General features: G+C 74.7%; 13 protein-coding genes and 1 tRNA gene. 12 read left to right on the top strand and 2 right to left on the bottom strand.

Translation table 11 applies throughout. The features are described 5' to 3' along the window. The first annotated feature begins 23 nt into the window (after window positions 1–23). From OHB09_RS12180 to OHB09_RS12155, 6 genes are all read left to right on the top strand, one after another. The gene (locus tag OHB09_RS12180; protein WP_040894616.1) at window positions 24–299 is read left to right on the top strand and encodes a DUF3039 domain-containing protein; all 276 of its coding nucleotides are present in this window, start codon (window positions 24–26) and stop codon (window positions 297–299) included. A 122-nt stretch (window positions 300–421) separates the two neighbouring features. Next, window positions 422–2,089: a beta-N-acetylhexosaminidase gene (locus OHB09_RS12175; protein ID WP_328921960.1), complete on the top strand. Its 1,668-nt coding sequence runs from the start codon at window positions 422–424 to the stop codon at window positions 2,087–2,089. 318 nt (window positions 2,090–2,407) lie between these two features. Beyond that, window positions 2,408–3,301, top strand: coding sequence for an FAD binding domain-containing protein (locus OHB09_RS12170; protein ID WP_040894617.1), 894 nt, complete (start codon window positions 2,408–2,410; stop codon window positions 3,299–3,301). Beyond that, window positions 3,298–5,097: a 2Fe-2S iron-sulfur cluster-binding protein gene (locus tag OHB09_RS12165; protein ID WP_328921959.1), complete on the top strand. Its 1,800-nt coding sequence runs from the start codon at window positions 3,298–3,300 to the stop codon at window positions 5,095–5,097. Before OHB09_RS12170 ends, OHB09_RS12165 begins: the two co-directional genes overlap by 4 nt. Then, window positions 5,094–7,397: a xanthine dehydrogenase family protein molybdopterin-binding subunit gene (locus OHB09_RS12160; protein WP_328921958.1), complete on the top strand. Its 2,304-nt coding sequence runs from the start codon at window positions 5,094–5,096 to the stop codon at window positions 7,395–7,397. Before OHB09_RS12165 ends, OHB09_RS12160 begins: the two co-directional genes overlap by 4 nt. A 197-nt stretch (window positions 7,398–7,594) precedes the next feature. Beyond that, a complete protein-coding gene (locus OHB09_RS12155; RefSeq protein ID WP_328921957.1) occupies window positions 7,595–8,161 on the top strand; it encodes an SUKH-4 family immunity protein in 567 nt (188 codons plus the stop codon). Window positions 8,162–8,214: 53 nt separating this feature from the next. Here the strand turns inward: OHB09_RS12155 and OHB09_RS12150 are convergent, their stop codons facing one another. Beyond that, window positions 8,215–8,550, bottom strand: a complete 336-nt coding sequence (locus OHB09_RS12150) for a hypothetical protein (RefSeq protein ID WP_139062964.1) — start codon at window positions 8,548–8,550, stop codon at window positions 8,215–8,217. Between the two features lie 324 nt (window positions 8,551–8,874). Further along, window positions 8,875–8,946 (bottom strand) — tRNA-Cys (locus tag OHB09_RS12145). Between the two features lie 228 nt (window positions 8,947–9,174). Here OHB09_RS12145 and OHB09_RS12140 point away from each other — a divergent pair. From OHB09_RS12140 to OHB09_RS12115, 6 genes are all read left to right on the top strand, one after another. Then, window positions 9,175–10,647, top strand: a complete 1,473-nt coding sequence (locus OHB09_RS12140) for an MFS transporter (RefSeq protein WP_328921956.1) — start codon at window positions 9,175–9,177, stop codon at window positions 10,645–10,647. Between the two features lie 40 nt (window positions 10,648–10,687). Next, on the top strand, window positions 10,688–10,888 hold the full coding sequence (locus OHB09_RS12135) for a ribbon-helix-helix protein, CopG family (protein ID WP_006139396.1): 201 nt from the start codon (window positions 10,688–10,690) through the stop codon (window positions 10,886–10,888). Further along, a complete protein-coding gene (locus OHB09_RS12130; RefSeq protein WP_006139397.1) occupies window positions 10,885–11,265 on the top strand; it encodes a type II toxin-antitoxin system death-on-curing family toxin in 381 nt (126 codons plus the stop codon). Before OHB09_RS12135 ends, OHB09_RS12130 begins: the two co-directional genes overlap by 4 nt. 117 nt (window positions 11,266–11,382) lie before the next feature. After that, the gene (locus OHB09_RS12125; RefSeq protein WP_040894639.1) at window positions 11,383–13,188 is read left to right on the top strand and encodes a DEAD/DEAH box helicase; all 1,806 of its coding nucleotides are present in this window, start codon (window positions 11,383–11,385) and stop codon (window positions 13,186–13,188) included. 313 nt (window positions 13,189–13,501) lie between these two features. After that, window positions 13,502–14,143: an IclR family transcriptional regulator gene (locus OHB09_RS12120; RefSeq protein WP_006139401.1), complete on the top strand. Its 642-nt coding sequence runs from the start codon at window positions 13,502–13,504 to the stop codon at window positions 14,141–14,143. An 88-nt stretch (window positions 14,144–14,231) separates the two neighbouring features. Further along, window positions 14,232–15,023, top strand: coding sequence for a S16 family serine protease (locus OHB09_RS12115; RefSeq protein WP_006139402.1), 792 nt, complete (start codon window positions 14,232–14,234; stop codon window positions 15,021–15,023). Window positions 15,024–15,048: the final 25 nt, after the last annotated feature.

Here is a 15,048-nt window from a genome sequence, read left to right as displayed (position 1 = left end):
CGCGTTTCAGTACCCTTGGCCCCATGAGCACTCTCGAGCCCGAGCGCGGGACCGGTACGGGGACCCTCGTCGAGCCGACGCCGCAGGTGTCGCACGGCGACGGCGATCACGAGCGCTTCGCGCACTACGTCCAGAAGGACAAGATCATGGCGAGCGCCCTCGACGGCACGCCCGTCGTGGCGCTGTGCGGCAAGGTGTGGGTCCCGGGCCGGGACCCGAAGAAGTACCCGGTGTGTCCCATGTGCAAGGAGATCTACGAGTCCATGGAGAACGGCGGCGACGACAACGGCGAGAAGTAGCGCCGTCCGGTCCTCGTGACCTCCCGGGAGTCGGGAGTGCGGGGGAGGGGTAGGCAGGGCGGGGGCGTTCCCCGCCACGGCCTTCCCCCGCAGGGCCGTCGCCCCCGCCCGGAGGCGACCGCATGAGCCACCCCGCACCACCCCCCGCCCTCGTCCCCGCTCCCCGCCGCGCGCTCCCCACGGCGCCCGGCCGGGCGCCCGTCCTCGACGCGGACACCACGATCGAGGAGCCCCCGGGTACCACCGCCGCCGCCCGGTGGCTGCGCGGCACCCTCGGCCCGGCCCTCGGCCTGCCGCTGCCGCCCCACCACCCCGGCAGTCCCTCCCGCACCCGTGTCCGTCTCGCCCTCGTGCCCGCCCTGACCGGGGAGCTCGGCGGCCCGGAGGGCTACCGCCTGGACACGACCGCCCATTCGGTCACCCTGACCGCCGCCGCCGAACCGGGACTCCTGCACGCCGCCCAGACCCTGCGTCAGCTCCTCGGCCCCGAGGCCTTCCGCCGCGCCCCCGTCACCGCGCGCCGCCACTGGCCGGTCCCGGCCGTCACCCTCGAGGACGGCCCCCGCTTCCGCTGGCGCGGCCTCATGCTCGACGTGGCCCGGCACTTCCTGCCGAAGGACGGCGTGCTGCGGTACCTCGACCTGATGGCCGCGCACAAGCTCAACGTCCTCCACCTCCACCTCACCGACGACCAGGGCTGGCGCATCGAGATCCGGAGCCACCCCCGCCTCACCGAGGTCGGCTCCTGGCGGCCCCGTACGAAAATCGGCCACCGCGCCTCCGCCCTGTGGGAGGAGAAACCGCACGGCGGGTTCTACACGCGGGACGACCTCCGCGAGATCGTCGCGTACGCCGCCGCCCGGCACATCGCCGTCGTCCCCGAGATCGACATCCCGGGGCACTCCCAGGCCGCCATCGCCGCCTACCCGGAACTCGGCAACACCGACGTCGTCGACACCTCCGCCCTCGGCGTCTGGGACGACTGGGGCATCTCTCCCCACGTGCTGGCCCCCACGGACACCACCCTGCGCTTCTACGAGGAGGTCCTCGAGGAGGTCCTGGAGCTGTTCCCGCCGGACGCCGCCCCGTTCACCGGTTTCTCCAGGTTCGTCCACATCGGCGGCGACGAGTGCCCCAAGGACGAGTGGCGGCGCTCACCCGCCGCCCAGGCCCGCATCCGGGACCTCGGGCTGGACGGCGAGGACGGGCTCCAGGCCTGGTTCGTCCGGCACTTCGACGACTGGCTCACCGCGCGCGGCCGCCGCCTCATCGGCTGGGACGAGATCCTGGAGGGCGGCCTCGCGCCCGGCGCGGCGGTCTCCTCCTGGCGCGGCTACGAGGGCGGCATCACGGCCGCGCGGGCCGGCCACGACGTCGTCATGTGCCCCGAGCGGGCGGTGTACCTGGACCACCGTCAGGACCCCGGCCCCGAGGAGCCCGTGCCCATCGGGTTCGTGCGCACCCTGGAGGACGTCCACCGCTTCGCCCCCGTTCCCCCGGAACTGACCGAGGAACAGGCGGCGCACGTGCTCGGCGCCCAGGCCAACGTCTGGACCGAGGTGATGGAGGACCAGGGGCGCGTCGACTACCAGGCGTTCCCCCGCCTCGCCGCGTTCGCCGAGGCCCTGTGGTCCGCGCTCCCGCCGCCCGCCGAACGGGACTTCGCCGAGTTCGAGAGCCGGATGGCCGTCCACTACGCCCGCCTCGACGCCCTGGGCGTCGCCTACCGCCCGCCCGGCGGCCCCCGCCCCTGGCAGCGCCGGCCGGGCGTCAGGGGCCGGCCGCGCTAGGGCGTGTTCCGAAAGTCCCGCCTGTCCGGCCGGGCGGGACGGAGTCCCCGGCTCCCCGCGGCCGAAACCCGTACCCCCGCGCGCCCCGCGCCCGCCTCCCACACCCGCCCAAGGCCGCCGAACGACCCCAATCCGCACCGACCCGTAATGACCGGCCAAATCCACCCAACTGCCCACCGGAGGGGCGAACGCCCCCTAGCGGACCCCCGCATCCGGCCCCCGCGAGAATGTGCCAGAGTTGCCACGTCCGCCCTGTCAGCACGTACCGTACGGCAGCACAGGCAGGACCAGGTGGGGCAGCGGGAAGGGGCAGCCGGTTTGACCACGCACGCACCGCAGGCGGCGCAGGCCGTGACGCTGCCCGGGTCGCTGGACGAGGCCGTGGCGGCACTCTCCGCCACGCCCGCCGCAGTGCCCGTGGCGGGCGGTACGGACCTCATGGCGGCGGTCAACTCCGGGCAGTTGCGCCCCGCCGCCCTCGTCGGACTCGGCCGCATCAGCGAGATCCGGGGCTGGCAGTACCAGGACGGCCACGCCCTCCTCGGCGCCGGACTCACCCACGCCCGCATGGGCCGCCCCGACTTCGCCGCGCTCATCCCCGCCCTCGCCGCGGCGGCCCGCGCGGCCGGCCCCCCGCACATCCGCAACGCGGGCACACTCGGCGGCAACATCGCCTCCGCCGCCCCCACCGGGGACGCGCTGCCCGTCCTCGCCGCGCTGGAGGCGACGCTCGTCATCGCGGGCCAGGGCGGCGCCCGCCGCGAGATCCCGGTCTCGCACCTGCTGGCCGGGATGGAGATGCTCGGCGCGGGCGAACTCATCGGCTACGTGCGCGTACCGCTGCTGCACGCACCCCAGGTCTTCCTCAAGGCCACCGGGCGCACCGGCCCCGGCCGCGCCGTCGCCTCCGTCGCCCTGGTCCTCGACCCCGCCCGGCGCGGGGTGCGCTGCGCGGTGGGCGCCATCGCCCCGATGCCGCTGCGCCCCCTGGACGCCGAGCACTGGGTCGCCCAGCTCATCGACTGGGACAACAACCGCGCGCTCGTCCCCGAGGCGCTGAGCGCCTTCGGGGACTACGTCGCCGCGGCCTGCATCCCCGACGCCGTCCCGGCCGAGGACGGCACCGTGGAGCAGTTGCCGCCCGCCGTACTGCACCTGCGGCGCACCGTGGCCGCGCTGGCCCGGCGAGCACTGGGGAGGGCACTGTCGTGACCGAGGAACAGCACGGGGAGGAGCGGCGCCGGGAGGCCCCCCAGGGCTCCTGGGAGCCGCTGCCCCAGGGCGACTACGACGACGGTGCCACCACCTTCGTCCAGCTCCCCGAGGGCGGCATCGACGCCCTGCTCGCCTCGCACACCCCGCTCGCCGCGCCCGGCCACGGCTACGTGCCGCCGTCCATCACGCCGGCCCCGCAGCAGGGCGAGGCGGGACCGCACGGCGAATGGGGCGCGCCCGCCGAGGGCGCGGGCTGGCCCGAGGCGGCCCCGGGCGCGGACCCCCGGTACGCGCGGCACCCGCAGCAGGGGCAGCCGTACGGGGACCCCGGGCACGACCCGCGGGGGCAGCAGGGCGGCGGCGACACGAGCGGGCACGGCTTCGCCTACCACCCGCAGTCCACCGGGCAGTGGGCCTTCGAGGACCCCGCGCACCAGGGCGCCGCCCAGGGCGGCCCCGGCCCGGGGCACGACGTCACCGGCGAGTGGTCGATCCCCGTCGCCGGGGGCGATCTGCCGGACGAATCGGGCGAGTTCACCACGTCGTCCCTGGTCGAGCAGTGGGGCGGCACCCCGCCCCCGACCCTGCCCGGCGGCGCGGCCGCGCCCTGGGCGCCCCCGGAGTCCGGGGAGCGGCCCGCCGAGGCCCCTGGAGGCCCGTTCGACGGGTCGTACGCGCCGGAGGGTCCCGCGAGTGCGCCGGAGCCCCCTCAGGCCCTCCAGGACCCGTCCAGGACCGCCGCACCGGTCCACCCCGAGGAGCGGCCCGACTCCGCCTACGCCGGGGACCCCGCGGGCGCGGACCCCTACGCCGCGCAGGACGGCCCCGCCCACCCGGAGCCCTACGCCGCCCCGGACCGGGCCGCCCCCCGGCCGCACCAGGACCCCGGGGCCGAGGCCGGTCCGGCCGCCGCCCCGGACCCGTCCCCCGAGGCCGAGGCGCCGGCGGCCGAGGCGGCCCCGGAGGCCGAACGGCGCCAGGAGCCGCCCGCGCCGGCGGAGGAGCCCGCCGCCGAGGACGGCGCCCCGCGCGCGGAGGCCGCCGGACCGGATCCCGGGGCGCGCCCCGAGGCCCCGGCGGACACGGCGGAACCCGCGCCCGAGGACCCGGCCCCCCAGGACCCGGCCCCGCAGGACCCGATGCCCGCCGCGGTGCCCTTCCCCGAGGAGCACCCCCTCGTCTCGTACGTCCTGCGGGTGAACGGCGCCGACCGCCCCGTCACCGACGCCTGGATCGGCGAATCGCTCCTCTACGTGCTGCGCGAACGGCTCGGCCTCGCGGGCGCCAAGGACGGCTGCTCGGAAGGCGAGTGCGGGGCCTGCAACGTCCAGGTGGACGGCCGCCTCGTCGCCTCCTGCCTGGTGCCCTCGGTCACCGCCGCGGGCACCGAGGTGCGCACCGTCGAGGGCCTCGCCGTCGACGGCCAGCCCTCCGACGTGCAGCGCGCCCTCGCCCGCTGCGGGGCCGTGCAGTGCGGCTTCTGCGTGCCGGGCATGGCGATGACCGTGCACGACCTCCTGGAGGGCAACCCGGACCCCACCGACCTCGAGGCCCGCCAGGCGCTCTGCGGCAACCTGTGCCGCTGTTCGGGCTACCGGGGCGTGCTCGACGCCGTGCGGGAGGTCGTCGCCGAGCGCGAGGCCCTCGGCGCGGCCGAGGAGGACTCCGGCGACGGGACGGGCGAGGAGGCCGGGTCACCGTCCGGCGAGCCGCTCATCCCGCACCAGGCGGGCCCCGGCGCGGGAGGCGTCCACCACGACCAGTCGTACGGCCAGGACGGAGGCCAGCGTTGAGCAACGAAGCCGCCACCGCCCCCACCGCGGCGGCCGCACCCGCCCCCGAGCCGCTGCCGCACGGCATCGGCGTCTCGCTGCCGAGCGAGGACGCCCGCGCCAAGACGGAGGGCACCTTCCCCTACGCCGCCGACCTGTGGGCCGAGGGACTGCTGTGGGCGGCCGTGCTGCGCTCCCCGCACCCGCACGCCCGCGTGCTGTCCATCGACACCAGCCACGCCCGCGAGATGCCCGGCGTGCGGGCCGTCCTCACCCACGAGGACGTGCCCGGCACCCCGCTGCACGGCCGGGGCCGGGCCGACCGGCCGGTGTTCGCCTCCGAGGTCGTGCGCCACCACGGGGAGCCCCTCGCGGCCGTCGCCGCCGACCACCCGGACACCGCGCGGATGGCCGCCGCCGCCGTCATCGTCGAGTACGAGGTGCTCGACCCGGTCACCGACCCCGAACAGGCCTTCGAGGCCGAACCGCTGCACCCGGACGGCAATCTGATCCGGCACATCCCGCTGCGCCACGGCGACCCGGACGCGGCCGGCGAGGTCGTCGTCGAGGGCCTCTACCGCATCGGCCGCCAGGACCCCGCCCCCATCGGCGCCGAGGCCGGCCTCGCCGTGCCCCGCCCCGACGGCGGCGTCGAGCTGTACCTGGCCTCCACCGACCCGCACGCCGACCGCGACGCGGCCGCCGCCTGCTACGGCCTGCCCCCCGATCAGGTGAAAATCGTCGTCACCGGGGTGCCCGGCGCCACCGCCGACCGCGAGGACCAGGGCTTCCAGCTCCCGCTCGGCCTGCTCGCGCTCCGGACGGGCTGCCCGGTCAAGCTCGCCGCCACCCGCGAGGAGTCCTTCCTCGGGCACGTCCACCGCCACCCCACCCTGCTGCGCTACCGCCACCACGCGGACGCCGAGGGCAGACTCGTCAAGGTCGAGGCGCAGATCCTGCTCGACGCGGGCGCCTACGCCGACACCTCCGCCGAGGCACTGGCCGCCGCCGTCTCCTTCGCCTGCGGCCCCTACGTCGTCCCGCACGCGTTCATCGAGGGCTGGGCGGTGCGCACCAACAACCCGCCCTCCGGGCACGTGCGCGGCGAGGGCGCCATGCAGGTGTGCGCCGCGTACGAGGCCCAGATGGACAAGCTGGCCAAGAAGCTCGGCGTGGACCCGGCCGAGCTGCGACTGCGCAACGTCCTGGCCACCGGCGACGTGCTGCCCACCGGCCAGACCGTGACCTGCCCGGCGCCGGTCGCCGAACTCCTCCAGGCGGTACGGGACTTCCCGCTGCCGCCGCTGCCCAAGGACACCCCCGCCGACGAGTGGCTCCTCCCGGGCGGCCCCGAGGGCGCGGGCGAGCCCGGCGCGATCCGCCGGGGCGTCGGCTACGGCCTGGGCATGGTGCACATGCTCGGCGCGGAGGGCGCCGACGAGGTCTCCACGGCCACGGTCAAGGTCCAGGACGGCGTCGCGACGGTGCTGTGCGCGGCCGTCGAGACCGGCCAGGGCTTCAGCACGCTGGCCCGGCAGATCGTCCAGGAGACGCTCGGCGTCGAGGAGGTCCACGTGGCCCCCGTCGACACCGACCAGCCGCCCGCGGGCGCCGGCAGCCGGAGCCGCCACACCTGGGTCTCGGGCGGGGCGGTGGAACGGGCCGCGAAGATGGTCCGCACCCAGCTCCTCCAGCCGCTCGCGCACAAGTTCGGCATGTCCACCGAGCTGCTCCAGATCACCGACGGCAAGATCACCTCCTACGACGGGGTCCTGTCGACCACCGTCGCCGAGGCCCTGGACGGCAAGGAACTGTGGGCCACCGCCCAGTGCCGCCCCCACCCCACCGAACCGCTGGACGCCTTCGGTCAGGGCGACGCCTTCGTGGGGCTCGCGTTCTGCGCGATCCGCGCGGTGGTGGACGTCGACATCGAGCTCGGCTCGGTCCGCGTGGTCGAGCTGGCGCTCGCCCAGGACGTGGGCCGCGTCCTCAACCCCGCGCAGCTCGCCGCGCGCATCGAGGCGGGCGTGACGCAGGGCGTGGGCGTGGCGCTCACGGAGAACCTGCGCACCGCGCGGGGCGTCGTCCGCCACCCCGACCTCACCGGGTACGCACTGCCCACCGCGCTGGACGTGCCCGACATCAGGATCGTCAAGCTTGTCGAGGAACGGGACGTGGTGGCGCCCTTCGGCGCCAAGTCGGTGAGCGCGGTGCCCGTGGTGACCTCCCCGGCGGCCGTCGCCTCCGCGGTGCGCGCGGCCACGGGCCGCCCGGTCAACCGCCTCCCGATCCGGCCCCAGGCGGCGGTCGTCACCTCCTGACCCCGGGTGTGCCCCAACTCACGCCCCGGAAAGGCCTGTTGGGGCCTTCGGGCGGTGCGTTGCGCGGGCCGTTGTCAGTGGGGCGGCGTATGGTTTTTCGTGTACGGGAGGCCTGCGGGGGACGTGGGCCGCCTCGCCGCGGTGACCAGGCGCGTCGAGGTGCACGGAACACGGGCCACGGCGCACGGGGGAAGCGAATGAACACGATCTGCCCGCGGGGAACGGCGGAAGCGGCGGCGGAACGCCTGCCGCGGACGGGGGCGCGCGCGCAGGCGCGCCGGTGGCCGACGGGCCGCCCCGGCCGGCCGGGCGGACTCGCCCTCGACCTGCCCGACCGCTTCCTGGACGACGCGTTCGCCCCGGGCGCCGTCGTCCGCTTCGAGGACGTGGACTTCCCGTCCGTCCTCAGCCACGAACCCACCCGGCGCTTCCTGCGCGAGATCGGCCTGCCCGAGCGCGAGTACGGCTTCGAACTCGACACGGAGATCCCGCTGCCGACGCTCACCGAGCACGCCGAGTACGAGGAACTGCTCGCGGGCCAGGCCTGCGAGCCCCGTCCGCTGCCGCGTGCGGCCGACCGCCTGATACGCCTGGGCTCCGTCCTGCCCGGCACGGACCTGCTCCTCGACGGGCCCACGGGCGAGGTGCTGTGCTGGCGCGCCCCCGACCCCACGCCCCACCCGCTGACCGCCGACCTGTCCACCCTCACGGTCACCCTGTGGCTCCTGCACCGCGAACGGCGCACGGCCGCGCTGCGCGGTTAGCCGCTGCTCCCGGGCGGGGGGCATGCCGGTGGGGGACGTGCCCGTGGGGACGGTCAGAACTCGAGGCTCTTCACCCGGAACGTGAGGACGTAGTGCCAGTCGGGTCCCGTGATGTCGAACGTCTCCGGGCCGTTCGTGTCGCCCTCGGAGATGACGACTCCGTTGAGCCGGTCGTCCGGGCCGATGTCCTCCTCGTCGAAGAGCTGCACGTTGACCTCGCCCTCGAACGGGACGTCGACGCGCATGGGCACCTCCGTGCCCGTGCTCAGTGAGAAGGACCCGCTGGGCGGCCAGACCTGCCTGCCGTTGGCCTGGATCATGATCTCGTCCGTCAGCGAGTCCTGCGGGTCCTCGCAGCGCAGCCTCTCCATCCTCAGGACAGAAGTCATCGCCCTCACCTTTCCTCGGATTCGGTCGTGTTTGTGCTCTCTGTGCACCTTGTTCTCGCGGATGTCGCGGATGTCGCGGAGTGAGCGCGGAGTGAGCCTCGAAGCGGCTTCGCGTGGCGGGTGACTCGAGGGGCGTGCCGGCGACGGGCGATGCCGTGACCTCTGTGACCTTCGCGACCTCTGCGACGCGAGGCGGATCACACGCGAAAGCTCCTACCTCCAGTGAAACTCCGGGACCCTGACGGGGCAACCGAAAAGGGTGGCGCCCTCGGAGGGGTGCCACCCTTTTTCGTCGCCTGACGCGCTGCCTGACGCAGGCACGGGAGGCCGTGGCGGGAATCGAACCCGCGTAATTCGCTTTGCAGGCGAATCCCTGAGCCACTCGGGCACACGGCCGGGCAGTGGCGGCGCGGTCGAACCGTTCCGCCCTGATGTCCTCGACCGTACGGGGCGTGCCGGGGCGGCTCAAGGGAACCGGGAGGCGTGCAACGGGACTGCCATGTGCCGTTCACAAAGGAGCCTCGGGCGGGGAGCGCGCCGGGTCAGGGCCCAGGACCATGGTCGTAGGGGAGGTGGGACCTCCGACAGGGGTCAATGTCGGTGACGCCCCTTACGCTGGCCTGCATGAGTGCCCTCGACCCGCGCGACACCGACGTCGCCGACGCCACCCCGCCCCCGCCGGTCCCTCCGCTTCCGTCCGCCGCCGCCGAGGGCGTGCTCAGCGGCCCGTACCGGGCGCTGAGCATCGGCATCGTCTCCGTGGTCCTGCTGATCGCCTTCGAGGCGACGGCGGTGGGAACGGCGATGCCGGTCGCGGCGCGGGAGCTGCACGGGGTGTCGCTGTACGCGTTCGCGTTCTCCGGGTACTTCACGACGAGCCTGTTCGGCATGGTGCTCGCCGGGCAGTGGGCCGACCGGCGGGGCCCGCTCGGCCCGCTGACCACCGGCATCGCCGGCTTCGCGGCCGGGCTGCTGCTGTCGGGGACCGCCGGGACGATGTGGCTGTTCATCCTCGGCCGGGCCGTGCAGGGACTCGGCGGCGGGCTGGTGATCGTCGCGCTGTACGTGGTCGTGGGACGGGCCTATCCGGAGCCGCTGCGCCCGGCCATCATGGCGGCGTTCGCGGCGGGATGGGTGGTGCCCTCGATCGTCGGCCCGCTGGCCGCCGGCGCGGTCACCGAACACCTCGGCTGGCGCTGGGTGTTCCTGGGGATACCCGTGCTGGTCGTCTTCCCCCTCGCGCTCGCCCTGCCGCAGATCCGCCGCCGGGCGGGCGGCCCGGCCGGGACGGCGGAGGACGGTCCGGGCGACTCCGGCCGGCGCCGGCTGCGGCTGGCCCTCGCCATCTCCTTGGGCGCCGGGCTGCTGCAGTACGCGGCCCAGGACCTGCGGTGGCTCTCCCTGCTGCCCGCCCTCGCCGGGGTCGCGCTGCTGGTGCCGGCGGCGCGCGGACTGCTGCCCCACGGCACCTGGCGGGCCGCGCGCGGACTGCCCGCCGTCGTCCTGCTGCGCGGGGTCGCGGCCGGCTCGTTCATGGCGGCCGAGTCCTTCGTGCCGCTGATGCTGGTCACCCAGCGGGGCCTGTCCCCGACGCTCGCCGGGTTCTCGCTCGCGGCGGGCGGCGGCACGTGGGCGATCGGCTCGTGGGTGCAGTCCCGGCCGCGCCTGGAGCGCCACCGGGAGCGGCTGGTCACGGTGGGGATGGTGCTCGTCGCCGCGTCCGTCGCGGCCGCCCCCAGCGTCCTGATCGACGCCGTGCCCGCCTGTACGGTCGCCGTGGCCTGGGCCTTCGGCTGCTTCGGCATGGGCCTGGTGATCTCCTCCACCAGCGTGCTGCTGCTCAAGCTGTCGGCGCCGCGGGAGGCGGGCGCGAACAGCGCGGCCCTGCAGATCTCCGACGGCCTCAGCAGCGTCCTCCTCCTCGCCGCCGGAGGCGCGGCCTTCGCCGCCCTGGGCGGCGGCACGGTCGCCCACACCACCGCCAACGCCGCCACCACCGCCCACCCCGCCGCCTTCGCCGCGGTCTTCCTCCCGATGGCGACGGTGGCCCTGGCGGGGGCGTGGGTGGCGACGCGGCTGCGCACGGCTCCCTCCTGAGTGGTACCACTTTGACCCCACTCCGGCGTACCCTTCCAACATGGCGATGAACGTGCGTCTCCGCGACGAACAGACCGAGGCCCTGAAGCTGCGCGCCGAGCAGGAGGGCGTCAGCATGCACGCCATAGTGCTGAGGGCCGTGGACGACTACCTGGCCAGAACCGCGCACGAGGGGCTCGTCCGCGAGGCGGCGAAGGAGCAGACCGCCAAGTGGGCCGAACTGCTGGAGCGCCTCAAGTGACGTGCGTCTACCTCTCGGCCGAGGACGTTCTGGCCATCGCCGAGCATGCCGTCGACGACCAGGACGTCGTCGTCCGTGACGTGGGCCTGCTCGAGTCGGTGGTGCACCGGCCCTCCGCCACGATGTTCGGGCAGGAGGCGTACGGCGACCTTCTGGGCAAGGCGGCCGCGCTCCTGCAGTCCCTGGTGATCAACCATCCCTTCGTCGACGGCAACAAGCGCACGGCATGGGTCTCCTGCATGGTCTTCCTGGCGATGAACGGGCTGCAGCTGCGGCCCGACATCGACGCGGCCGAACGCCTGGTCATCGCCGTGGCGACCGGCGCCATGGACGAGGTCAAGGCCATCTCCGAGGCGCTGCGGGAGCTGGCCGAGTGACGGGTGTGACGTGAATCCCACCCGTGGATGAGCCCGCGGCATCAGCCGTCCGCGCGCCCCGGCCCCCGGTAGGGTGGCCCGGTTGCCGTGACCGTGCGCTACCCCGACCCGGAGACCGTGACTACTACCCCGGCCGCCCCCGCAGGCTCCTCCTCGCACCACCTGTCGCCCGCCTTCCCCGGCCGCGCCCCCTGGGGCACCGCCGGCAAGCTGCGGGCCTGGCAGCAGGGGGCGATGGACCGGTACCTCCAGCAGCAGCCGCGCGACTTCCTCGCCGTCGCCACCCCCGGCGCCGGCAAGACGACCTTCGCGCTCACCCTCGCCTCCTGGCTGCTGCACCACCACGTCGTGCAGCAGGTCACCGTCGTCGCGCCCACCGAGCACCTGAAGAAGCAGTGGGCCGAGGCGGCCGCGCGCATAGGCATCAAGCTGGACCCCGAGTACAGCGCCGGCCCGCTCGGCCGGGAGTACGACGGCGTCGCCGTCACCTACGCGGGCGTCGGCGTGCGGCCGATGCTGCACCGCAACCGCGTCGAGCAGCGCAAGACGCTCGTCATCCTCGACGAGATCCACCACGCCGGCGACTCCAAGTCCTGGGGCGAGGCATGCCTGGAGGCATTCGAACCGGCCACGCGGCGCCTCGCGCTCACCGGTACGCCGTTCCGCTCGGACACCAACCCGATCCCCTTCGTCGCCTACGAGGAGGGTCAGGACGGCATCCGCCGCTCGTCCGCCGACTACACCTACGGCTACGGCAACGCGCTCGCCGACGGTGTCGTCCGCCCCGTCATCTTCCTCAACTACAGCGGCAACATGCGCTGGCGCACCAAGGCGGGCGACGAGATCGAGGCCCGGCTCGGCGAGCCGATGACCAAGGACGCCATCAGCCAGGCCTGGCGCACCGCGCTCGACCCGCGCGGCGAGTGGATGCCGAGCGTGCTGCGCGCCGCCGACCAGCGGCTCACCGAGGTCCGCAAGGGCATCCCGGACGCCGGCGCCCTCGTCATCGCCTCCGACCAGGACTCCGCGCGCGCCTACGCGAAACTCATCCGCGAGATCACCGGGCACAGGCCCACCCTCGTCCTCTCCGACGACGGCGGGGCCTCCGACCGCATCGACGAGTTCAGCCAGGGCGACGACCGCTGGATGGTCGCCGTCCGCATGGTGTCCGAGGGCGTCGACGTGCCCCGCCTCGCGGTCGGCGTCTACGCGACGACGATCTCGACGCCGCTGTTCTTCGCCCAGGCCGTCGGCCGTTTCGTCCGCTCCCGGCGGCGCGGCGAGACCGCCTCCGTCTTCCTGCCGACGGTGCCCGACCTGCTCTCCTTCGCAGGCGAGATGGAGCGCGAACGCGACCACGTCCTCGACAAGCCCAAGAAGCAGGGCGAGGAGGACCCGTACGCCGAGTCCGAGAAGGAGATGGACGAGGCCAACCGGGAGCAGGACGAGGACACCGGCGAGCAGGACATGCTGCCCTTCGAGGCGCTGGAGTCCGACGCGGTGTTCGACCGCGTCATGTACAACGGCGCGGAGTTCGGGATGCAGGCGCACCCCGGCAGCGAGGAGGAGCAGGACTACCTCGGCATCCCCGGGCTGCTCGAACCGGACCAGGTGCAACTGCTGCTGCAGAAGCGCCAGGCGCGGCAGATCGCGCACAGCCGGAAGAAGCCCGCCGAGGAGGCCGACCTCCTGGAGATGCCCGCCGAGCGGCGGCCGGTGGTGACGCACAAGGAGCTGCTGGAGCTGCGCAAGCAGCTCAACGGCCTGGTCGGCGCCTACGCCCACCAGAGCGGCAAGCCGCACGGCGTCATCCACACCGAGCTGCGCCGGGTCTGCGGCGGTCCGCCGAGCGCCGAGTGCACGGCGGGGCAGCTCGGCCAGCGCATCGCCAAGGTCCGCGAATGGGCGACCCGCATGAAGTAGCGCGTCCGGCCGTCCCGTTCGGCGGCCCGCGCACCGGACGGGCATACGCGGGCAAACCCCGCCGTCCCGCACGCGCCCCTGCCCGGATTCTGGACGGAGGCTTCCGCTGAGCGAACCCGCTTCGCTACTGTCCCGGCAACGCACACGCCCCGTGGCAGTGCCGCCGCGGAGCGCAGCCGTGAAGCGACTCGAGTCCGGGAACACCCCGGGCCGCAGGCCGATCGGCGGCCTTCACGCGCGCCACTGACGGGACTCGGTGACGCATCCGCCGACGCGAAGGTCCGCCGACCTCACCACTGAAGGAGTGGGCGTCGTGACCGCGGAGACATCCCAGACGCTCGATCGGGGCCTGAAGGTCCTGAAGCTGCTCGCCGACACCGACCACGGGCTGACCGTCACCGAACTGTCCACCAAACTGGGCGTCAACCGGACCGTGGTGTACCGCTTGCTCGCCACCCTCGAACAGCACTCCCTCGTCCGCCGCGACCTCGGCGGCCGCGCCCGCGTCGGGCTCGGCGTGCTGCGCCTGGGCCGCCAGGTGCACCCGCTGGTACGGGAGGCGGCACTGCCCGCGCTCCGCGCCCTCGCCGAGGACATAGGGGCCACCGCCCATCTCACCCTCGTCGACGGGACGGAGGCACTGGCCGTCGCCGTCGTCGAGCCGACCTGGACCGACTACCACGTGGCCTACCGGGCCGGCTTCCGCCACCCCCTCGACCGCGGGGCGGCCGGCCGGGCCATCCTCTCGGCCCGCCGCACCCCGCCGGACGACCTCGGCTACACCCTCACCCACGGCGAACTGGAGGCCGGGGCGAGCGGCGCCGCGGCCCCCCTGCTCGGCGTCACCGGCGTCGAGGGCAGCGTCGGGGTGGTCATGCTCGCGGACGCGGTGCCCGAACGGGTCGGCGCCCGGGTCGTCGACGCCGCTCGGGAGGTCGCGGAAGCCCTCCGCTGACCGGAGCCCGGGAACGACGGGGCGCCCGCCCGCCCCGCCCGGCACCGGGGGCGCGGCCCGCCGGCGGCCTCACGTTAGATTGAACCCCGTGCTCTCTCGCCTCACGCGCCCCCGGGCCCTCGCCGTCTGCGCCCTGCCCGTCGTGGCCCTGCTCGCCACGGCGGTCCTCGCGCCGCTGCCGTTCTCCCTGGCGCAGCCCGGGATGACGGCGAACGTCCTCGGCGAGAACAAGGGCGAGGCGGTCATCACCGTCACCGGCGCCCCCACCCGCCGCACCACCGGCCAGCTGCGCATGACGACCATCGAGGCGACCGGACCCGACGCGCACGTCTCGCTCGGCGACGTGCTCGACGGCTGGTTCCGCACCGACCAGGCCGTCATGCCGCGCGACTCGGTCTACCCGAGCGGCGACAACGTCAAGGAGATCGAGCGGCACAACGCCGACGAGATGAAGGAGTCCCAGGACGAGGCCACCAAGGCGGCCCTCGCCTACCTGGGCAGGTCCGCCTCGGACGTCCACGTCACGCTCAGGCTGGCCGACGTCGGCGGGCCCAGCGCCGGTCTGCTGTTCACCCTCGGGATCATCGACAAGCTCGACGGCGACGGCAGCGGCGGCGACCTCACCGGCGGCCGCACCGTCGCCGGCACCGGCACGATCGACGCGCGCGGCAGGGTCGGCGCGGTCGGCGGGGTGGGCCTCAAGACGCAGGCCGCCCGGCGCGACGGCGCCACCGTCTTCCTCGTGCCCAAGGACGAGTGCTCCGACGCCACCGCCGAACTCCCCGAGGGGCTGCGGCTGGTCCCGGTCACGACCCTCAAGGGCGCGGTCTCCGCTCTCGTCGCCCTGGAGAAGGGCAAGGGCCCGGTCCCGAGCTGCTGAGCGCTGTCAGCCGCCGGAACCGGGC

This window comes from Streptomyces griseoaurantiacus, assembly GCF_036189845.1.
In the GTDB taxonomy this organism is placed as follows: Bacteria; Actinomycetota; Actinomycetes; order Streptomycetales; family Streptomycetaceae; genus Streptomyces; species Streptomyces griseoaurantiacus.
The sequence above is the reverse complement of the archived record's forward strand: the minus strand, read 5'-3'. Positions and strand labels throughout refer to the sequence as shown.